The organism is Streptomyces sp. NPDC058221 (assembly GCF_042882365.1).
In the GTDB taxonomy this organism is placed as follows: Bacteria; Actinomycetota; Actinomycetes; order Streptomycetales; family Streptomycetaceae; genus Streptomyces.
The window spans coordinates 1-20427 of sequence record NZ_JBHVWF010000035.1 but is presented as its reverse complement, the minus strand read 5'-3'; the positions used below and the strand labels follow the sequence as shown (position 1 = coordinate 20427).

The 20427-nt window shown below is 67.3% G+C and carries 18 protein-coding genes; 8 read left to right on the top strand and 10 right to left on the bottom strand.

Going from position 1 to position 20427, the window contains the following annotated elements:
- Window positions 1-109: 109 nt before the first annotated feature.
- Window positions 110-1552: a CCA tRNA nucleotidyltransferase gene (locus tag ACFVW8_RS14290; protein ID WP_389689616.1), complete on the bottom strand. Its 1443-nt coding sequence runs from the start codon at window positions 1550-1552 to the stop codon at window positions 110-112.
- 177 nt (window positions 1553-1729) lie between these two features.
- Here ACFVW8_RS14290 and ACFVW8_RS14285 point away from each other — a divergent pair, with 177 nt between their 5' ends.
- The 7 genes from ACFVW8_RS14285 to trxA all read left to right on the top strand — a co-directional run bounded on the left by ACFVW8_RS14285 (window position 1730) and on the right by trxA (window position 11210).
- Window positions 1730-4027, top strand: a complete 2298-nt coding sequence (locus tag ACFVW8_RS14285; protein ID WP_389689614.1) for a DUF6049 family protein — start codon at window positions 1730-1732, stop codon at window positions 4025-4027.
- A 49-nt stretch (window positions 4028-4076) separates the two neighbouring features.
- Window positions 4077-6239: a murein biosynthesis integral membrane protein MurJ gene (murJ, locus tag ACFVW8_RS14280; RefSeq protein WP_389689612.1), complete on the top strand. Its 2163-nt coding sequence runs from the start codon at window positions 4077-4079 to the stop codon at window positions 6237-6239.
- A gap of 128 nt (window positions 6240-6367) precedes the next feature.
- Window positions 6368-8062 (top strand): serine/threonine protein kinase, encoded by a 1695-nt coding sequence (locus tag ACFVW8_RS14275; RefSeq protein WP_389689611.1) that lies wholly within the window; start codon window positions 6368-6370, stop codon window positions 8060-8062.
- A 25-nt stretch (window positions 8063-8087) separates the two neighbouring features.
- Window positions 8088-8792: an RNA polymerase sigma factor SigM gene (gene sigM, locus ACFVW8_RS14270; RefSeq protein ID WP_389689609.1), complete on the top strand. Its 705-nt coding sequence runs from the start codon at window positions 8088-8090 to the stop codon at window positions 8790-8792.
- The gene (locus ACFVW8_RS14265; protein ID WP_389689607.1) at window positions 8789-9748 is read left to right on the top strand and encodes an anti-sigma factor family protein; all 960 of its coding nucleotides are present in this window, start codon (window positions 8789-8791) and stop codon (window positions 9746-9748) included. The genes sigM and ACFVW8_RS14265 overlap by 4 nt, the downstream gene beginning before the upstream one ends.
- 133 nt (window positions 9749-9881) lie before the next feature.
- A complete protein-coding gene (gene trxB / locus ACFVW8_RS14260) occupies window positions 9882-10844 on the top strand; it encodes a thioredoxin-disulfide reductase (RefSeq protein WP_389689605.1) in 963 nt (320 codons plus the stop codon).
- A gap of 36 nt (window positions 10845-10880) precedes the next feature.
- Window positions 10881-11210 carry a thioredoxin gene (trxA, locus tag ACFVW8_RS14255; protein WP_389689603.1) on the top strand — a complete coding sequence of 110 codons (330 nt, stop codon included), beginning with the start codon at window positions 10881-10883 and terminating at the stop codon, window positions 11208-11210.
- A 79-nt stretch (window positions 11211-11289) separates the two neighbouring features.
- On the opposite strand, the gene ACFVW8_RS14250 is transcribed toward trxA, so the two are convergent.
- The 9 genes from ACFVW8_RS14250 to rpmH all read right to left on the bottom strand — a co-directional run bounded on the left by ACFVW8_RS14250 (window position 11290) and on the right by rpmH (window position 18086).
- A complete protein-coding gene (locus ACFVW8_RS14250; protein WP_389689601.1) occupies window positions 11290-11907 on the bottom strand; it encodes a GNAT family N-acetyltransferase in 618 nt (205 codons plus the stop codon).
- A gap of 220 nt (window positions 11908-12127) precedes the next feature.
- The gene (locus tag ACFVW8_RS14245; RefSeq protein WP_389689599.1) at window positions 12128-13219 is read right to left on the bottom strand and encodes a ParB/RepB/Spo0J family partition protein; all 1092 of its coding nucleotides are present in this window, start codon (window positions 13217-13219) and stop codon (window positions 12128-12130) included.
- A complete protein-coding gene (locus tag ACFVW8_RS14240; protein WP_389689683.1) occupies window positions 13216-14292 on the bottom strand; it encodes a ParA family protein in 1077 nt (358 codons plus the stop codon). Before ACFVW8_RS14240 ends, ACFVW8_RS14245 begins: the two co-directional genes overlap by 4 nt.
- A gap of 292 nt (window positions 14293-14584) precedes the next feature.
- The gene (gene rsmG / locus ACFVW8_RS14235; RefSeq protein WP_389689597.1) at window positions 14585-15301 is read right to left on the bottom strand and encodes a 16S rRNA (guanine(527)-N(7))-methyltransferase RsmG; all 717 of its coding nucleotides are present in this window, start codon (window positions 15299-15301) and stop codon (window positions 14585-14587) included.
- A 108-nt stretch (window positions 15302-15409) separates the two neighbouring features.
- A complete protein-coding gene (locus ACFVW8_RS14230) occupies window positions 15410-15919 on the bottom strand; it encodes a protein jag (protein WP_384124701.1) in 510 nt (169 codons plus the stop codon).
- Between the two features lie 14 nt (window positions 15920-15933).
- A complete protein-coding gene (gene yidC / locus ACFVW8_RS14225; RefSeq protein WP_389689594.1) occupies window positions 15934-17196 on the bottom strand; it encodes a membrane protein insertase YidC in 1263 nt (420 codons plus the stop codon).
- A 3-nt stretch (window positions 17197-17199) separates the two neighbouring features.
- Complete coding sequence (gene yidD, locus ACFVW8_RS14220) at window positions 17200-17559, bottom strand: membrane protein insertion efficiency factor YidD (protein WP_389689592.1); 360 nt, start codon at window positions 17557-17559, stop codon at window positions 17200-17202.
- Window positions 17556-17927 (bottom strand): ribonuclease P protein component, encoded by a 372-nt coding sequence (gene rnpA / locus ACFVW8_RS14215; protein WP_311311404.1) that lies wholly within the window; start codon window positions 17925-17927, stop codon window positions 17556-17558. Before rnpA ends, yidD begins: the two co-directional genes overlap by 4 nt.
- 21 nt (window positions 17928-17948) lie before the next feature.
- On the bottom strand, window positions 17949-18086 hold the full coding sequence (rpmH, locus tag ACFVW8_RS14210; protein WP_010985740.1) for a 50S ribosomal protein L34: 138 nt from the start codon (window positions 18084-18086) through the stop codon (window positions 17949-17951).
- Between the two features lie 381 nt (window positions 18087-18467).
- Between rpmH and dnaA the strand changes: the two genes are divergently transcribed.
- Complete coding sequence (gene dnaA / locus ACFVW8_RS14205) at window positions 18468-20267, top strand: chromosomal replication initiator protein DnaA (protein WP_389689589.1); 1800 nt, start codon at window positions 18468-18470, stop codon at window positions 20265-20267.
- Window positions 20268-20427: the final 160 nt, after the last annotated feature.

The following is a 20427-nucleotide window of genomic DNA, read 5'->3' as shown; positions in this document are numbered from 1 at the left end:
TGGGGCCGCTTTCCCTTAACAACCCCGCCGGGGGATTAGGGGTGGGGGCCATTTTTTCCCTCCTACAAACCCCCCCCCAGCTCTCTGAACCGGAGTGTCCTGGCAGGGATCAAGCCTGCTCTTCCCACCATTTCCTGAGCTCCGCCACTGCCACGTCATGCTCCATCGGCCCGTTCTCCAGGCGCAGTTCCAGCAGGAACGCATACGCCTTGCCGATGACCGGTCCGGGGCCGACGCCCAGAATCTGCATGATGTCGTTGCCGTCCAGGTCCGGGCGGATCGCGTCGAGCTCTTCCTGGTCCTGCAGCTGCGCAATGCGCTCCTCCAACGCGTCGTAGGTACGCGACAGGGCAGCAGCCTTGCGCTTGTTCCGCGTGGTGCAGTCCGAGCGGGTGAGCTTGTGCAGCCGAGCCAGCAGGGGGCCGGCGTCGCGCACATAGCGGCGCACCGCTGAGTCGGTCCACTCCCCGTCGCCGTACCCGTGGAAGCGCAGATGCAGCTCCACCAGCTTCGAGACGTCCTTGACCATGTCGTTGGAGTACTTGAGGTCGGTCATCCGCTTCCGGACCATCTTCGCGCCCACCACCTCGTGGTGATGGAACGAGACACGGCCGTCCTTCTCGAAGCGTCGAGTCCTCGGCTTGCCGATGTCGTGGAGCAGGGCAGCAAGGCGCAGAACGAGGTCCGGGCCGTCCTCCTCCAGGTCGATCGCCTGCTCCAGAACGGTCAGGGAGTGCTCGTACACATCCTTGTGGCGGTGATGCTCGTCACTTTCGAGACGGAGAGCGGGAAGCTCAGGAAGGACCTCTTGTGCCAGTCCTGTGTCGACAAGGAGCGCCAGACCCTTCCTCGGGTGCGAGGAGAGCAGGAGCTTGTTGAGCTCCTCACGGACCCGTTCGGCGGAGACGATCTCGATCCTGCCCGCCATTTCCGTCATCGCCGCGACCACATCGGGCGCCACTTCGAAGTCCAGCTGTGCAGCGAAACGCGCGGCGCGCAGCATGCGCAGCGGATCGTCGGAGAAGGATTCCTCGGGCGTTCCGGGGGTGCGCAGGACGCGCTTCGCCAGGTCCTCGATGCCACCGTGCGGGTCGATGAAGTCCTTCTGCGGCAGCGCGACGGCCATCGCGTTGACCGTGAAATCGCGGCGGACGAGGTCTTCCTCGATGGAGTCTCCGTAGGAAACCTCCGGCTTGCGCGAGGTTCGGTCGTACGCCTCGGACCGGTATGTGGTGACTTCGATCTGGTAGCCGTGCTTCTGAGCGCCCACGGTGCCAAAGGCGATCCCGACCTCCCACACCGAGTCCGCCCAGGGCCGGACGATCTTCAGGACGTCCTCGGGACGGGCATCGGTCGTGAAGTCCAGGTCGTTCCCGAGCCTGCCGAGGAGCGCGTCCCGGACCGAGCCGCCGACCAGGGCGAGACTGAATCCGGCATCCTGGAATCGGCGGGCGAGATCGTCGGCGACCGGGGACACCCGGAGCAGTTCACTGACTGCGCGGTGCTGCACCTGGGTCAGGGCACTGGCGTTGTCTTCATTGGCGTTCGGCACAACAGAAAAGGGTACGTGCCCGGACCGGCCCGGACGTCATGGTTTCCGTCGGCCCTGCGAGACTCTCCCGATCATGTGCCGCACTCCCCAGCACTTAGCCCCCGCGCACATCGTTACCATGCGGGGACGCAGCAACGGACAACGATCGACAGCACGACGACAAGGACGGGTAGGCGCGTGGCCGAGGCGGCAGACTTCCAGGGGATGCGTCCCTCTCCTGCCCGCCGGTGGCTGCGGCGCACAGCCTCCGTGCTTGCCGGGGCTCCACTCATCGCAGCCCTGCTGGCGGGTGCGACCGCTCCCGCGGCGCAGGCCGGTGGGACGGAGAAGGCCCCGACGGGTTCCAGCACTGTCGCGGTCTCCCTGGACACGGTGACTCCGAGTGCCCCTGTGAAGGGGGACACAGTCACCATCTCCGGCACTCTGACCAACAAGGGCAAGGAGACCGTCACCGCGGGGCAGGTCGATCTGCGCGTGGGCCCCCGGCTCTTCAGCAGGACCTCGATCGATGCCGCCAACCGGCGCACGGGATACCTGCCCGGTGCCGATCCAGATCCGGTCGGCGGCAAGTACACAGTCAAGATCGCCAAGCTTTCTTCCGGGATCAGCCAGGACTTCACGCTGTCCGTGCCCGTCAGCAAGCTGGGGCTCGGTGACGACGGTGTGTACCAGCTCGGTGTCTCCTTGTCGGGCCGGACGTCCCACGCCCAGTACGACCAGGTACTCGGGATCCAGCGGACGTTCCTCCCCTGGCAGAGCGAGGACCGCGAATCGAAGCCCCGGATCAGCTACGCCTGGCCGCTGATCGCGTCGGCGCATCTCACTGCCGAGACCGGCTCCGACTCGCAGCAGACGCCGGTGTTCGCCGACGACGACCTGGCCGCCGAGATCGCCCCGGGCGGTCGCCTGGAACAGATGGTGTCGCTGGGCAGCCAGTTGCCGGTGACCTGGGTCATCGATCCGGACCTGCTGGCCAGCGTCGACGCGATGACCAAGGACTACCGGGTCAAGTCCGGTGACACCACGATCGCCGGTACGAACCAGAACGTGGCCAAGCAGTGGCTCACATCGCTGGAAGCGGCGGTGTCCGAGGGCAAGGTCATCGCGCTGCCGTTCGGGGACCCCGATCTGGCGTCGATCGCGCATCGCGGCAAGAACGTGTCGGGCACCCTCAGCCACCTCCAGAACGCCAGCCAGGTAGCCGTAACGACGGTGCAGACGATCCTGCATCTGAAGCCGTCGACGGACTTCGCCTGGCCGGTTGACGGTGCCATCGATCCGTCCATCGTGGACGTCGCCACCTCGGCCGGGGCGCACAACGTGATCGCCCGGAGCGACAGCCTTCAGGAGAACGGCGGCCTGGCGTACACGCCGTCCGCGGCCCGGCCGATCGGCGGTGGCACAACGGCTGTGGTCTCCGACGCCCGTCTCTCCACGGCCTTCCAGGGCGACATGACAAAGGCCGGGTACTCCACGCTCGCCGTGCAGAAGTTCCTCGCCCTGACACTCTCCCTGGCCGAGCAGGACACGGACAAGGACCGAAGCGTCGTCGTCGTGCCCCAGCGGATGCCGACGGTCGCCCAGGCCCAGTCCATGGCCCGTGCCCTGCACGTCCTCGACGACGACCGCTGGACGCAGTCCCAGGGGCTGGGCCAGGCGGCGGAGACGAAGCCCGACGCGAAGGCGACCACCGCGGTCCCCCGGACGTCCCAGTACCCGAAGAAGCTGCGCAGCCAGGAGCTGCCCACCCAGGCTTTCCAGGACATCAAGTCCACCCAGGCCTCACTCAACAATTTCCAGGTCATCCTCACCCAGCCCGAGCGGGTGGTGACCCCCTTCGGCAACGCGATCAACCGCTCCATGTCGACGTCGTGGCGGGGCAAGCCCCTGGAGGCCCAGCAGTACCGGGACTCGGTGCGCACGTATCTCCAGGGCCTCGTCAACGAGGTCCAGCTCATCTCGAAGTCGGATGTCACCCTGTCCGGCCGCAGTGCCACGATTCCGGTGACGGTGCAGAACAGGCTGCTCCAGGATGTCGACCACCTGGTGCTCCGGCTGAAGTCGGAGAACGCGACCCGTCTCAAGCTGAACGACGGCGGCGCGGTGGCGGAGCAGCCGATCCAGATCGCCGGCGGGCACAGTCAGTCCGTGAAGTTCGACGCCGCGGCCAACATCAATGGCCAGGTGCAGATGACCGCGCAGCTGTACACCGAGGACGGGACACCGTACGGCTCGGAGATGAACTTCACCGTGAAGGTGTCCGAGATCACGCCGACCGTGCTCCTCGTGATCGCCGGTGGGCTGCTGCTTCTGGTCCTCGCCGGCATCAGGATGTATGCACATCGCAAGCGCGCCAACGCGGGCGGCGCGGCGGGCGACGACGGCAGTGAACCCGAGCAGCCGAGTGACCCGACGCCGGACACCGGTCCCGAAAGCACCGAGCCGTCGGGCACGGGTGAGAAAGTGGACCGTTGAGCGATGTCTGTCGTGGCCGGTCGGCCGGGGACGATGAGGTGGGGTTTCGATGAACGCGCCGTACGACGGTGACCGCGGTCAGGGTACGGGCGGAGCTGGGTCTTCCGGCGGTCCTCCGGTGCCTCCTCCTGGGCCGGAGCAGGTGCCACCGGCACCCGATCCGTATCTGCAGGCCGCCTACGACTACGACCCCTATCGGGCCCAGGACCTCGCCGCCCAGGATCCGGTCGGCGAGGCGCTGTACGACCGCGCCGCGCATCCGCCGCCGCCTCCTGGCACCTACCAGCAGCCCCAACCGCTCTACCAGCAGCCGCCTGCGGCGCCGTACGCCCCCGACCCCCGGATCTGGGCGCAGACCCCGCCGCCCGAGCCCGACGGTCCGTCCCGGCATCTGCCGTACGGCGACGACGCCGCGACCACCCAGTTCGTAGGCGTGGACGCTCTGGTCACCCAGGCGTCCGGCAGCCGCAACGAGCCCGATGCGTTCGCTCACCTCTTCCGGGACCAGGAAGGCCCTGCTGGGCCGCCCGGCCCCGCCAGGCCCGAGCCGGCCCCGGCACCCGCGCCGGCGAAGTCCGGCGGCGGCCGGGCATCCAGCCTGCTGAAGTCCAGTGCGGTCATGGCCGCCGGCACCCTCGTCTCGCGGCTCACCGGTTTCGCACGAACCCTGGTGATCACCGCGGCGCTCGGCGCGGCCCTGCTCGGCGACAGCTTCACCATCGCCTACACGCTGCCGACGATGATCTACATCCTCACCGTGGGCGGCGGCCTCAACTCGGTGTTCGTCCCCCAGCTCGTCCGCTCCATGAAGGATGACGACGACGGCGGCGAGGCCTACGCGAACCGGCTGCTGACCCTCGTGATGGTCGCGCTCGGCGTGATCGTCGCCCTTGCGGTCTTCGCCGCTCCGTGGCTCATCCATCTGATGTCCCAGACGATCGCCGATGACCCCGCGGCCAACAACGTGGCCACCACCTTCGCCCGCTACTGCCTGCCCACCATCTTCTTCATGGGTGTGCACGTCGTGATGGGACAGATCCTCAACGCCCGCGGGAAGTTCGGCGCGATGATGTGGACCCCGGTCCTCAACAACATCGTCATGATCTTCACCTTCGGCATGTTCATCTGGGTCTACGGCACCTCCGCCGACTCCCACATGCGCGTCGACACGATCCCGCCGGAGGGTGTCCGGCTGCTCGGCATCGGCACCCTGCTGGGCCTCATCGTCCAGGCTTTGGCCATGATCCCGTACCTGCGCGAGGCCGGATTCCGGTTCCGCCCGCGCTTCGACTGGAAGGGCCACGGGCTCGGCAAGACGGTCAAGCTGGCCAAGTGGACCGTCCTGTTCGTCTTCGCCAACCAGGCCGGTGTCCTCGTCGTCACTCAACTCGCGACCTCAGCCGGCAAGGAGTCGGGCAGGAACGGGGCGGGTTTCCTGGCGTACTCCAACGCCCAGCTGATCTGGGGCATGCCGCAGGCGATCATCACCGTCTCGGTCATGGCTGCTCTGCTGCCCCGTATCTCCCGTGCCGCCCACGACAACGACCCGGGGGCGGTCCGTGACGACATCTCGCAGGGCCTGCGCAACTCCGCCGTGGCCATCGTGCCGGTCGCCTTCATGTTCCTCGCCCTGGGCGTCCCGATCTGCACCCTGCTCTACGCCTCCAGCGGCCCCGAGGCCGCCCGCTCCATGGGATTCATCCTGATGGCCTTCGGCCTCGGACTGATCCCCTACTCCGTCCAGTACGTGGTACTGCGAGGGTTCTACGCCTACGAGGACACCCGCACCCCCTTCTACAACACCGTCATCGTCGCCCTGGTCAACGCCGCCGCCTCGGCCATCTGCTACGTCGCCCTGCCCGCTCAGTGGGCCGTGGTCGGCATGGCAGCCTCGTACGGCCTCGCCTACGCGGTCGGCGTCGGTATCGCGTGGCGTCGGCTCCGCAACCGTCTCGGCGGCGACCTGGACGGCGCTCACGTCCTGCGCACGTACGCCCGGCTCTGCCTCGCCGCAATCCCTGCGGCAGTCGTCGGCGGCGGTGTGGGTTTCGCTCTTCTGCACGCGCTCGGCGACGGTGCCTCGGGCTCGCTCCTCGCGCTGGTCTGCGGGGGGATCGTGCTGTTGGGAGTCTTCGTCGTCTCGGCGAAGCGGATGCGGATCGAAGAGATCAACGGCATGGTCGGCATGATCAGGGGACGGCTCGGCCGCTGAGGATCACCGGTCCGCACAACCATCGCCGGTCCCCGTGTGTCGTGCATGGTGCCGGAGTATGGGCACAATTGGCGTGACTGTGCAGAGCTGGCTGGCATCGCGCAACGGATGGGGAGGCAGGAACGACGGTGGCGGAACGTAGCACGGCTGCCGTTGACGTGGCCGACAACAGCGGCGACAAGCCGCTGTCCGCCAAGGCGGACGAGGCCACGACCGACGGCACGGCAGAAGGTCAGGACTCAACGGGCTCCGGCCCCCAGGAAGCGGTGGACGAGCCGGCAGGCTCCGCCGCCGCCGTGTCGACCCCCGATCTGCACAGCGGTCACAAGCTTGCCGGGCGCTACCGGCTCGAGGAGTGCGTCACCCGACTGGACGGATTCAGCAGCTGGCGCGCTGTCGACGAGAAGCTGCGCCGCGCGGTAGGCGTCCATCTCCTTCCCGCCGACCACCCACGAGCTCGCTCCGTGCTGGCGGCGGCCCGCTCCTCCGCCCTGCTCGGCGACCCGCGCTTCGTGCAGGTCCTCGACGCCGTGGAGGAGAACGACCTCGTCTACGTCGTCCACGAGTGGCTCCCGGACGCCACCGAGCTCACCGCCCTGCTGGGCGCGGGCCCGATGGACGCGCACGACGCATACCAGCTCGTCAGCCAGATCTCCCAGGCCATGGCAGCCGCGCACCGTGAGGGCCTGGCCCATCTGAGGCTCACTCCCGGAGCGGTGCTCCGCAGTTCCTCGGGCCAGTACCGGATCCGCGGGCTCGCGGTGAACGCCGCTCTGCGCGGCATCACCTCCGAGGGGCCCCAGCGTGCCGACACCGAAGCGATCGGTGCCCTGCTCTACGCCGCGCTGACCCAGCGCTGGCCGTACGAGAGCGACGCCTACGGCCTCACCGGGCTTCCCAAGGGCGTGGGCCTCATCGCACCCGACCAGGTGCGGGCCGGCGTCCACCGCGGTCTCTCCGAGATCGCCATGCGTGCGCTCGCCAACGACGGAGCCACTGCGTCCCGTCAGGAACAGCCGTGCACCACCCCGGACGAGCTCGCCAAGGCCGTTGCTGCGATGCCGCGCATCCGCCCGCCCGAGCCGACCTTCACCGCACCGCCCGAGTACCAGCGGACCACGTACCAGCAGGGCACCTACGGCCGCCCGGCAGGCCCCGGCGCGGGTGCCACCCAGCAAGTGATCGCCACCCCGCCCCCGCCGCTCCAGAGCCGCACCGGAAAGGCCCTCAAGTGGGCCGTGTCCGCGCTGCTCATCGCCGCACTGGGCCTCGGCAGCTGGCAGCTCGCCGAGACCCTCCTGGACCGCGACAACAACTCGGACGACCCGGGCACCACACAGACGAACCCGGAGAACGGGGATGCTCCCCCGGTCGAGAAGAGCAAGCCCGTCCAGATCGTGGATGCCAAGGACTTCGACCCGCTCGGCGACGGATCCGAGAAGCCCCAGGACATAGACAATGTTTACGACGGGGACGCGAGCACGTTCTGGCACACGGACGGCTACTTCACCGCCGACTTCGGCAAGCTGAAGGAAGGCGTCGGGGTCGTGCTCGACCTCGGCAAGGTGCAGCAGGTCGGCGCGGTGGACGTGACCTTCCTGGGCGGCACCACGGCGGTCGAGCTGCGGACTTCCAGCGACTCCACGGCGCCGACCATGCCCACCGGCTTCAGCAAGGTTGCCGAAGGTTCGGGAACAAAGGTGTCACTCAAGCCTGGCGAGCCGGCTCGGGCGCGGTACCTTCTGGTCTGGCTCACCAAGCTGCCGCCGAGCAGCGAGGGGAACTTCCGGGGCAAGATCTCGGACATCAAGGTCACCAGCTGACGGCATCGGGGGAGGGGGCTCACCGTTGGACGACACCAGATTCGCCGGCACAACTGACCAGGACCTTCTGGCCAGCCACGTAGCCGGTGAACCGGACGCCTTCGGTGAGCTCGTACGACGTCATCGTGACCGTCTGTGGGCCGTCGCCCTGCGGACACTGGGCGATCGTGAGGAAGCCGCCGATGCCGTACAGGACGCTCTCGTCTCCGCCTTCCGCGCCGCCCATACCTTCCGTGGCCAGTCCGCCGTCACCACCTGGCTGCACCGCATCACGGTCAACGCCTGCCTCGACCGGGTCCGCAAGGCATCCTCCCGGAAGACGTCGCCCGTAGACGATCCGGAGCGGCTCGATCAGCTCATGGAGCCTCACGAATCCGCCGAGGCGCCGGCCGAGCGGCAGGATCTGCACCGCGAACTGTTCGCGGCCCTCGCCACTCTTCCCGCCGAACAACGTGCGGCGCTCGTCCTCGTCGATATGCAGGGGTACCCGGTGGCCGAGGCGGGCCGGATCCTCGACGTACCCGTCGGCACCGTGAAAAGCCGCTGCGCCCGGGGCCGTGCCCGGCTGGCTCCGCTACTCACTCATCTCCGTGCCGAAACCGGTGACGCCGACAAGCCGGATACGGAAAGGAACCGGACGCCGAGAACATCCGTCCCACCGGCAGCGGGACCAAGAGATGCGGGAACAAGCGATCCAGCTGGAGTGAAGGGCGGAGGTGGGCGCACATGACATCGACGACCGACATGACCCAACACCCGGATATCTCGGAGATCTCCGACCTCGCCGAAGGCCTCCTCCCGCCGTCCCGCACAACGGATGTCCGCCGCCATATCGAGGGCTGCGAGCTCTGCTCCGACGTTCAGGCCTCCCTGGAGGAGATTCAAGGTCTTCTCGGCTCCATGCCGGCACCGCAGCCCATGCCCGCCGACATAGCGGACCGCATCGATGCCGCGCTGGCCGACGAGGCTCGTTCCGCCCGTAGTGCACCCCCCGCGCAGGCAGATGTTTCACATGCAGCGAAGGTAGATGTTTCACGTGAAACAGAGCCCTCCTCCACGGTGCAGGAACTCACGGACCGCCCCGCCGGGCATTCACGGGCCGCGACCGGGCCCGGCCGCCGATCCGTACGGCGACGCCGTCGCACCGCGGTACTCGGCACCGCGCTGGGCGCCGCCGTCGTTGGTGTGAGCGTCTTCCTGCTGCAGAACGTCACCTCTTCCCAGAACTCCGGCGACCTCAGTTCCGCAGAGCGCAAGTCCGACGCCTCGAAGACCGGCTCCCAGACGTTCTCTCAGTCCACGCTCGAAGAGCGCGTGCACACCCTCCTGAGCTCCAGCCCTGCCGCGTCGAGTCCGAAGGAATCCGACGGTGGGAAGCAGGCGCCTTCCATGAACACGAAATCCTCCCCGCAGACCGCGCCCCCCGGCTCAGCATCGCCACAGGCACCGCTGCGCGCTCCCGCTGTATCCGTCCCGTCCTGCATTGAGCAGGGCATCGGGCGGAACACCACCGCCCTCGCGGTCGAGAAGGGCACCTACGAAGGCACGGATGCCTTCCTCGTCGTCATGCCTCACCCCATGGATGAGACCCGCGTCGAGGCCTATGTCGTCGATGCGGCATGCGTCGGTGCGGACCCTGCGCCCAAGGGAAAGCTCCTGCTGACCCACGCCTACGCCCGCCGCTGAGCATCACGCCGCACGCCACCCCGGCACGTCGGGAATGCATCCCCCGTAGGATCCGTTGGGTGGGGTGAGAGTCGTTGAACCGACCCCAGTAGGCGTGGACAGTAGGCAGTCTGCAGAGACGAGGAAGAAACCCGTGAGCGACGTGCGTAATGTGATCATCATCGGCTCCGGCCCCGCGGGCTACACAGCCGCGCTCTACACCGCGCGCGCCTCGCTGAAGCCGCTGGTGTTCGAGGGTGCAGTCACCGCCGGTGGCGCGCTGATGAACACGACCGACGTGGAGAACTTCCCGGGCTTCCAGGACGGGATCATGGGCCCGGAGCTCATGGACAACATGCGCGCACAGGCCGAGCGATTCGGTGCCGAGCTCGTCCCCGACGATGTGGTCTCCGTCGACCTCACCGGTGACATCAAGACCGTCACCGACACCGCCGGCACGGTGCACCGCGCCAAGGCCGTCATCGTCACCACCGGCTCGCAGCACCGCAAGCTCGGGCTGCCCAACGAGGACGCTCTCTCCGGACGCGGCGTCTCCTGGTGCGCGACGTGTGACGGGTTCTTCTTCAAGGACCAGGACATTGCTGTAGTTGGCGGCGGCGACACCGCGATGGAAGAGGCAACGTTCCTCTCCCGCTTCGCCAAGTCGGTCACCATCGTCCACCGTCGCGACTCGCTGCGCGCCTCCAAGGCCATGCAGGACCGCGCCTTCGACGACCCGAAGATCAAGTTCGCCTGGGACAGCGAGGTCGCCGGAGTGCACGGTGAGCAGAAGCTCTCCGGTCTGACCCTGCGCAACACCAAAACCGGTGAGACTTCCGAGCTCCCCGTGACCGGCCTCTTCATCGCAGTCGGCCATGACCCGCGCACCGAGCTCTTCAAGGGTCAGCTCGACCTCGATGACGAGGGCTACCTCAAGGTCGAAGCTCCCTCGACGCGCACCAACCTCACTGGTGTCTTCGGTGCCGGCGACGTCGTCGACCACACCTACCGACAGGCCATCACCGCTGCCGGCACCGGCTGCTCCGCCGCACTCGACGCCGAGCGCTTCCTTGCCGCGCTCGCCGACGGCGAGAAGGCTGCTGCAGCCACCGTCTGATCCACGTCTTACCCACCCGAAGTTAAGGAGGCCGCCGTGGCCGGCGCCCTGAAAGCTGTGACCGACGACTCGTTCGACGAGGTCGTCCTGAAGAGCGACAAGCCCGTACTGGTGGACTTCTGGGCCGCCTGGTGCGGACCGTGCCGCCAGATTGCTCCCTCCCTGGAAGCCATCGCGGCAGAGCACGGCGAGATCGAGATCGTCAAGCTCAACATTGACGAGAACCCGGCCACCGCTGCCAAGTACGGCGTCATGTCGATCCCGACGCTGAACGTCTACCAGGGCGGCGAGGTCGCCAAGACCATCGTCGGCGCCAAGCCGAAGGCCGCGATTCTTCGCGACCTCGAAGGCTTCATCGCCGACTGAGGCAGAGCCGCTGTCCGATGTTTCACGTGAAACGGGCCCACCCTTCGGGGTGGGCCCGTTTCACGTTCTGGCACACAGCTCACAGCGGCCGCAGCACCGGATCCTTCTGGACCGCGCCCAGCAGCCGGTCCAAGGCCAGCTCGACGTCTTCCTTCCACGAAAGCGTCGTACGCAGCTCCAGCCTCAGCCGCGGATGAGACGGATGAGTGCGTACGGTCTTGAAGCCCACCGCAAGAAGATGGTCTGCAGGGAGCACACAGGCGGGCTCCTTCCAGCGGGCGTCCCCGAACACTTCGATCGCTTTGAATCCGCGACTGAGCAGATCCTTGGCAACGGTCTGCACCATGACCCGCCCGAGCCCCTGCCCCTGGTACCCCGGCAGGATCAAGGCGGTCATCAGCTGAACGGCATCGGGGGATACAGGGCTGGTCGGGAAGGACGCCGCCCGCGGAACGTAGGCCGGCGGTGCATAGAGAACGAAGCCGACCGGCACATCATCCACATAGACAACGCGGCCACAGGATCCCCACTCCAGCAGAACGCTGGAGATCCAGGCCTCCTTCTCCAGCCCAGGCCGCCCGGCCTTGACCGCAGCCGCCCCACGCACCGGATCGAGTTCCCAGAACACACACGAGCGGCAACGCTCAGGGAGATCGGAAAGGTTGTCCAACGTGAGCGGTGCGAGCCGACGCCCCATGAAGGCTGTTCCTCACTTCCCTCGCCCGCCGCACGCGATGCGGCGGGGCGGTGCACTCCGTTCGCGGAGGTGGATCAACTGGATGTGGCCTACCAGAACGCATCGTATCCACCGAGGGATCAAGCCGACACCGAGAGAAAGCAAAGGGAGGTCTGGGAAAGCAAAGGTGGGCTGGGCCCGTCGTTCCGGAACCCAGCCCGCCCAGTGTTACCCCAGAACGTCAGCTCTCGTCGTCCTCTTCCGACTCCTCGGCCGGGTTACGATCCAGCACTCGGCCTTCGCCCGGAGCGAGGCTGCCGAGAATGCGGTCCAGATCTTCCATCGAGGCGAACTCGACGACGATCTTCCCCTTCTTCTGCCCGAGATCGACCTTCACCCGGGTTTCGAAGCGGTCCGAGAGCCTCGATGCCAGATCGGACAGCGCCGGCGACAGCCGACCGCCCGCTCGGGGCCCCTTCGCCTTGGAGGCGCTCGTGGGCCTGGAGCCCATGAGCGTCACGATCTCCTCCACAGCACGCACCGAGAGCCCCTCGGCCACAATGCGATGTGCCAGCCTGTCCTGCTCCTCGGAGTCGTCCACCGACAGCAGCGCACGCGCATGTCCCGCCGAGAGCACCCCGGCCGCGACCCTTCGCTGCACCGGAGGCGACAGCCTCAGCAGACGCAGCGTGTTGGACACCTGCGGCCGGGACCGCCCGATGCGGTCGGCCAGCTGGTCATGCGTGCACTTGAATTCCTTGAGCAGCTGGTCGTACGCCGCCGCCTCCTCCAACGGATTGAGCTGAGCCCGGTGAAGGTTCTCCAGAAGCGCGTCCAGGAGCAGCTTCTCGTCGTCCGTGGCCCGGACGATGGACGGAATCCGCTCCAGACCGGCCTCACGGCAGGCCCTCCAGCGCCGCTCGCCCATGATGAGCTCATAGCGCTCAGGCCCGACCTGTCGTACGACGACGGGCTGGAGAAGGCCGACCTCCTTGATCGAGGTGACCAGCTCGGCCAGCGCGTCCTCGTCGAACACCTCTCGGGGCTGACGAGGGTTCGGCGTAATGGAGTCGAGAAGGATCTCGGCGAAGAACGCTCCCGCCACCTCGTTCGGTCCGGCGGTCCCGCCCGGCTCCGCAACAGGCGCGCTCGGCTCAGGCACCACGCCGAGTTTGGTCACCTTGGCGGCAGCCACCCCACGCTCAGCCGTCATGACGGGGCCCGCCCCGGACGGGGACGTGCCCGTACCGGCAGACGGCACCTGCTTCTCCTGTGGAGCGGCGGGGATCAGGGCACCGAGCCCTCGCCCCAACCCTCTACGACGCTCGCTCACTGGATCCCCTCCGAAGTGTTCTGCTGGCCGTTCCGACTGCCCGTGTGGGCTTGCTGAGCCTCGTACTGCACTCCAACCCCTCGCAGAGCGATCTCACGGGCCGCCTCAAGGTACGACAGGGAGCCGCTGGAGCCCGGGTCGTAGGTAAGCACGGTCTGCCCATAGCTCGGCGCCTCAGAGATCCGCACCGAACGAGGAATGCTGGTGCGCAGCACCTCCTTGCCGAAGTGGCTGCGCACCTCCTCCGCGACCTGTGAGGCGAGCCTGGTCCGGCCGTCGTACATGGTGAGCAGGATCGTCGACACATGGAGGTCGGGGTTGAGATGCCCCCGAACCAGATCGACGTTGCGCAGCAGCTGCCCCAGCCCTTCCAGTGCGTAGTACTCGCACTGGATGGGGATCAGCACTTCGGCGCCGGCGACCAAGGCGTTCACAGTGAGCAGGCCAAGCGACGGCGGGCAGTCGATGAGGATGTAATCCAGCGGCTGCTCGTACGCCTGGATCGCCCGCTGAAGGCGGCTCTCCCGCGCCACCAGCGACACCAGCTCGATTTCCGCACCGGCGAGATCGATGGTGGCTGGGGCGCAGAAGAGCCCTTCGACGTCCGGGACGGGCTGAACCACGTCGGAGAGCGGCTTGCTCTCCACTAGAACGTCGTAGATCGAGGGGACCTCGGCATGATGGTCGATCCCCAGCGCCGTAGAGGCGTTCCCCTGCGGGTCCAGGTCGACCACCAGAACACGGGCCCCATGAAGGGCAAGCGACGCGGCAAGGTTGACCGTCGAGGTGGTCTTACCCACCCCGCCTTTCTGGTTGGCCACCACCATGACGCGCGTCTGGTCGGGCCGTGGCAGCCCCTCGCCGGCGCGGCCGAGGGCCTCGACCGCCAGCTGGGCCGCACGACCGATGGGTGTGTCGTCCATCGGTGGCGGTGTTTCACGTGAAACACCGTCCACCGCCGATTCGGATCGGGGACCGGGGACCGGATCGGTCATCGGTCCCGCGATGTTGGCGTCGGACCGCAAGGATTCACTCTCCTCGACTTCAGGCTCGCAATGAGCAGAGCCTGCCATGCTTTCGGGGTCGCGAACCAGCGAGGCCCGCTCTTCTGTGGATGAATCCACTTCTGTGGACAACTCCGTAGCCCTAACGGGCCTGCGATGGCGAGGCGTGGCAGCCGCACGACCGCGGCCGATAATTCCATGCAGCAGAGAGCGACGTTTCACGTGAAACACGATGCCCCTGCAGCGTAGCTACAGGGGCACGACACTCCGCGCGGGGTACGTACAGCTCCCCAGTCGAAGACTCACCGATAACGGCTCCAAACGGTGCGTACCGCTCGCACGCACCGCGGGACCGGTGAAATCAGCGGCGCCGCCTTGTGCGGCTCACCCTCGCGGCCTTGGCTCGCTTTGCGGCGAACCTCACACCGCCGGGGCTCTCGCCCACGACTACACGGACCACGGTGGACATCGGATCGACGATGCCCTCGCCCACGTGTAGCACTTCGGTCTCCAGAACGCCGAGCTTACTCAACGCCGCCCGTGCACCGTTGATCTCCTCCTCGGCGGTATCGCCCTTGAGGGCCAGCATCTCGCCGTAGGGGCGAAGCAGGGGCACACCCCAGCCCGCCAGCCGGTCCAGCGGAGCCACCGCACGAGCCGTCACCACGTGGACCGGCTGAAGCGAGCCCAGGACCTCCTCGGCCCGACCACGGACGACCGTCACATGATCCAGCCCCAGGAGCTCGACGACCTCCTGAAGGAAGTTCGTCCGCCGCAGCAACGGCTCAAGCAGGGTGATCTTCAGATCCGGCCGCACGAGCGCCAACGGGATCCCGGGGAGCCCCGCGCCCGAGCCCACATCGCAGACCGTGACGCCCTGAGGGACGACCTCGGAGAGCACCGCACAGTTCAGCAGGTGCCTCTCCCACAGCCGCGGCACCTCGCGCGGACCGATCAGCCCTCGCTTGACCCCCGCATCGGCCAGCAGTTCCGCGTACCGGACGGCCTCAGGAAAGCACTCACCGAACACCTCCCGGGCCTCTTCGGGCGCCTGGGGAAGCTCTACTTCCTCCGTCACGGGGACCGTCCTTCCATACCGCATTACCGCACCATGGGTGGCTGACTATCAGGCTGACAAAGATCGGCCCCGCCTGCGAACAGACGGGGCCGACAGGAGAAGGGCCGGTCAGGCCGGAAGGACGACGACGAAGCGCTGCGGCTCCTCGCCCTCCGATTCGCTGCGCAGGCCTGCGGCCGCGACCGCATCGTGCACAACCTTGCGCTCGAACGGCGTCATCGGGTCCAGCTTCACCGGCTCACCGGAGTTCTTGACCTCGTCCGCGGCCTTGGCACCCAGCTCGGCAAGCTCCGTGCGCTTCTGCGCCCGGAAACCCGCGATGTCGAGCATCAGACGGCTCCGGTCACCGGTCTCCCGGTGCACGGCCAGCCGCGTCAGTTCCTGGAGTGCCTCCAGCACCTCACCGTCGCGGCCCACGAGCTTCTGCAGTTCACGTGCCGATTCACTGATGATCGAAACCGCTGCGCGGTCCGCCTCGACGTCCATGTCGATGTCGCCGTCGAGGTCAGCGATGTCGAGCAGGCCCTCAAGGTAGTCCGCTGCGATCTCCCCTTCCTGCTCAAGGCGGGTCAAGGTGTCGCTGCCCTCAGCGGCCGTGGAGGTGGTGCCTTCCGTCACGGATGGACTCCTTCTTACTTCTTGGACGGGTGCTTGGGCCGCTGCGGGCCCTTGCGCTGTCCGGACTTGGCTTGGCGTGAGGAGCCGGACGCGGGCTTGCCCGCCGGCTTGGGCTTGTCGTCCTGCGATGCCTTCTTCTGCAGGGAGGGCTTGGAATCCGACTCGCTGGAGTCGGCGTCCTTCGCCGCACCCTGCTGAACTGCACCGGTATGACGCTTCGCCTTGGTCTGGCGCTTGGGCTGCTGGCGCCGCTGCGCGGCTCCGCTCTCTGCATCGGCCACAGCGGTATCGCTCTTCGCCACCGAGCCGTCCTCTTGGGCGGCAAAGCCGAGCTTGGCCAGTCCTGTGATGAACTTCCGCTCGATGTCATTGCGGTCCGCGCCCTTGGACACGATCCGCTTGACGGTGTTGCGCTTGGTCCTGCCGCGCACCTCACCGTGGGTGGTGACGCTCTTCAGCAGACGTCCCAGGTACTGGTCCTGCGCCTTGCTGCCCGGCGTCGGGTTCTGGTTGATCACGTACATCTGCTGACCCATGGTCCAGACGTTGGTGGTCAGCCAGTAGATGAGGACACCGACGGGGAAGTTGATACCCATGACGGCGAAGATCAGCGGGAAGATGTACATGAGCATCTTCTGCTGCTGCATGTACGGCGTCTTGACCGTCAGGTCGACGTTCTTCGTCATCAGCTGGCGCTGGGTGAAGAACTGCGAAGCCGACATCATCACGATCATGACCGCGGTGACGATCCGCACGTCGGTCAGCGAGGCGCCGAGCGCATCGACCTTGTCCGCGCTGTCCATGAACTTGGCGGCCAGCGGAGCACCGAAGATGTGTGCCTGACGCGCGCTGTCCAGCAGCGACTGGTCGATGACACCGATCTTCTTGTTCGACGCGATGGCCGAGAGCACGTGGTACAGCGCGAAGAAGAACGGCGACTGCGCCAGGATGGGAAGGCACGAGGACAACGGGTTGGTACCCGTCTCCTTGTACAGCTTCATCATCTCTTCGGACTGACGCTGCTTGTCGCTCTTGTAGCGCTCCTGGATCGCCTTCATCTTCGGCTGGAGCACCTGCATGTTCCGCGTCGACTTGATCTGCTTGACGAACAGCGGGACCAGACAGATACGGATCAGCACCACGAGGGACACGATGGACAGACCCCAGGCCCATCCCGTGTCAGGGCCGAAGATCGCCCCGTACAACTTGTGGAACTGGACGATGACCCAGGAAACAGGCCATGTGATGAAGCTGAACAGACTGGCAATCGTGTCCACTAATCAGGCTCCTTGAGCATTGGGCGAAGTCTCTGCGGCCGAGCTCGGGTGATCGGTGGCCGATCCCCCGGGAGGCACATCAGCGGCGGAGTCCCCGCCCTTACCGCCGCGCAGGAAATCTCGCAGCAGTTCGTGCCAACGCGGACGTTTGCGTGGAGGGACGTAATCCACGCCGCCGGGTGACCACGGATTGCATCGCAGGATGCGCCAGGCTGTCAGCGCCGTGCCCTTGATCGCTCCGTGCCGGTCGATCGCCGTATATCCATAGTGGGAACACGACGGGTAGTAACGGCAGACAGGCCCGAGAAGTGGGCTGATCGTCCACTGGTACAGCTTGATGAGAGCCAGCAGCGGGTACTTCATCGCGCGCCCCCTCCCAGTAGCCGCTGGAGGGCGGCGTCCAGGTCTCGGGCCAGCTGTTCATGGTCGGCGTCGCCCGCACCGGGCAACGCGCGTACGACAACCAGGCTACCGGGGGGCAGCAGGGCCAGCCGTTCTCGGACCAGATGGCGAAGCTTTCGCTTCACCGCTGTGCGGACGACCGCACCACCCACAGCTTTGCTGACAACGAAACCCGCACGCGGCGGGGGAGCAGTCTCCCCAGTCACGTGCGGGTCCGTTGCACCGCTACGTAGATGGACGACGAGTAGAGGGCGACCGGCCCTGCGTCCTCGTCGTACTGCGGTCGCGAAGTCCTCGCGCCGCCTCAGCCGATTCTCGGTAGGCAGCACGTCATGACGACCTGTACGCGATCAGGCGGACAGGCTGGCGCGGCCCTTGCCACGGCGGGACGCGAGAATCGCGCGGCCGGCACGGGTCCGCATACGCAGTCGGAAGCCGTGGGTCTTCGCGCGACGACGGTTGTTCGGCTGGAAGGTGCGCTTGCTCACTCGGGGGCTCCAGAAATGATTCGTGTGTTGGCGGGACATCGCCTGGCTGTCACCGTGCGCCCACGAGAGACTCGCGTAAACGCCCTAGTGCACCGCTTCACAATCACAGATCGTGATCTTTGCCCATCGGAGGCAGGCGGCAGCAGCCATCGACAACTCGACCTGGTCACGGTACGCGCGGCTACGCCATCCGGTCAAACCGACCTTGCGGCACCCCCCATTGTGCACAGCCTGTGGACAACGACTTGAACCGCGTGGGTCGGCCTGACTACCGTGGCCGGACCCCGGTTCTTTTTCTTCCCGCCTGCCGGTCCTCACCCATCCCGACCCATCCCGTCCCGAGAAACACACATTCGTGGGACCAGCGAGAGAGCGTGCCTTGTGGCTGACGTACCTGCCGATCTTGCCGCAGTGTGGCCACGAGTGCTGGAGCAACTCCTCGGGGAGGGCCAGCAGGGCATCGAGCCGAAGGACAAACAGTGGATCGAGCGCTGCCAGCCGCTCGCCCTGGTGGCCGACACCGCGCTCCTCGCCGTCCCCAATGAATGGGGCAAGCGCGTCCTCGAGGGCCGGCTCGCCCCGCTCATCAGCGAGACGCTGAGCCGCGAGTGCGGCCGGCCGATCCGGATCGCGATCACCGTCGACGACTCCGCCGGCGAGCCGCCGAACCCTCCGGCGCCCCCGATGCACCAGTCCCAGCAGCCGCAACAGCACCGCTACCAGGGACCGCAGCACGACGAGCGGCAGCACAACGACACGTACGACGGCTACGGACACCGGCCCTCGGACGACGGCATGCCGACCGCCCGGCCCGCGTACCCCGACTACCAGCAGCAGCGCCCCGAGCCCGGCGCCTGGCCCCGCACCCAGGAGGACCTCTCCTGGCAGCAGCCCCGGCTCGGTGGATTCCAGGACCGCGACACCTCCGGTGAGCACTGGCGCGAGCCGTACGGGGGCGGCCGTTCCCAGCAGCCGCAGCACGACTACCGCCAGCAGCCGCCCGAGCGCCAGGGTTACGAGCCCCAGCGGTCCGAGCGCCACGACATGCAGGAGCCCCAGCACCGGCAGGGCGGCGGAACGGGCCGGCCCGGCGGCGTACCGGGACCGATGGGCGCACAGCCCGCCCCCGCCCCCGGCCCCGGTGAGCCGCACGCCCGGCTGAACCCCAAGTACCTCTTCGACACCTTCGTCATCGGCGCGTCGAACCGCTTCGCGCACGCCGCGGCCGTCGCCGTCGCGGAGGCACCGGCCAAGGCGTACAACCCGCTCTTCATCTACGGGGAGTCCGGGCTCGGCAAGACCCACCTGCTGCACGCCATCGGGCACTACGCCCGCAGCCTCTATCCCGGGACCCGGGTGCGGTACGTGAGCTCGGAGGAGTTCACCAACGAGTTCATCAACTCGATCCGCGACGGCAAGGGCGACACCTTCCGCAAGCGGTACCGGGACGTCGACATCCTGCTCGTCGACGACATCCAGTTCCTGGCGAGCAAGGAGTCGACGCAGGAGGAGTTCTTCCACACCTTCAATACGCTCCACAACGCCAACAAGCAGATCGTGCTGTCCTCGGACCGGCCGCCGAAGCAGCTGGTGACCCTGGAGGACCGGCTGCGGAATCGTTTCGAGTGGGGTCTGACCACCGATGTGCAGCCGCCGGAGCTGGAGACGCGTATCGCGATCCTCCGTAAGAAGGCGGTCCAGGAGCAGCTCAACGCCCCGCCCGAGGTGCTGGAGTTCATCGCCTCGCGCATCTCGCGCAACATCCGGGAGCTGGAGGGAGCGCTGATCCGGGTCACGGCCTTCGCCAGCCTCAACCGCCAGCCGGTGGACCTCGGGCTGACCGAGATCGTGCTGAAGGACCTGATCCCCGGCGGCGAGGACGCCGCCCCGGAGATCACGGCGGCGGCCATCATGGCGGCGACCGCGGACTACTTCGGTCTCACTATCGAGGATCTCTGCGGATCCTCGCGCAGCCGGGTGCTGGTGACGGCACGCCAGATCGCCATGTATCTGTGCCGCGAGCTGACGGACCTCTCGCTGCCCAAGATCGGTGCGCAGTTCGGCGGCCGCGACCATACGACCGTGATGCACGCCGACCGGAAGATCCGCGCGCTGATGGCCGAGCGACGCTCCATCTACAACCAGGTCACCGAGCTCACCAACCGCATCAAGAACGGCTGACGGGGCCCCACCCCTCACTGCCGCGCGGCCGGACACCGAAAGGGGGGGGGGGGGGGCGCCCCCCCCGCCGCCCCCCCCCCCCAACGGGAGGAGGAAGACGGCGAGTTGGGGGGCCCCCCGCGGGGACAACACCCGCGACACGCCCCCCCCCCCCCCCCCG

Coding starts and splice junctions, on each gene's coding strand:
- murJ (WP_389689612.1), top strand. CDS start 4,077: ATGAACGCGCCGTACGACGGTGACCGCGGTCAGGGTACGGGCGGAGCT.
- ACFVW8_RS14265 (WP_389689607.1), top strand. CDS start 8,789: ATGACATCGACGACCGACATGACCCAACACCCGGATATCTCGGAGATC.
- ACFVW8_RS14250 (WP_389689601.1), bottom strand. CDS start 11,907: ATGGGGCGTCGGCTCGCACCGCTCACGTTGGACAACCTTTCCGATCTC.
- ACFVW8_RS14240 (WP_389689683.1), bottom strand. CDS start 14,292: ATGGCAGGCTCTGCTCATTGCGAGCCTGAAGTCGAGGAGAGTGAATCC.
- yidD (WP_389689592.1), bottom strand. CDS start 17,559: ATGAAGTACCCGCTGCTGGCTCTCATCAAGCTGTACCAGTGGACGATC.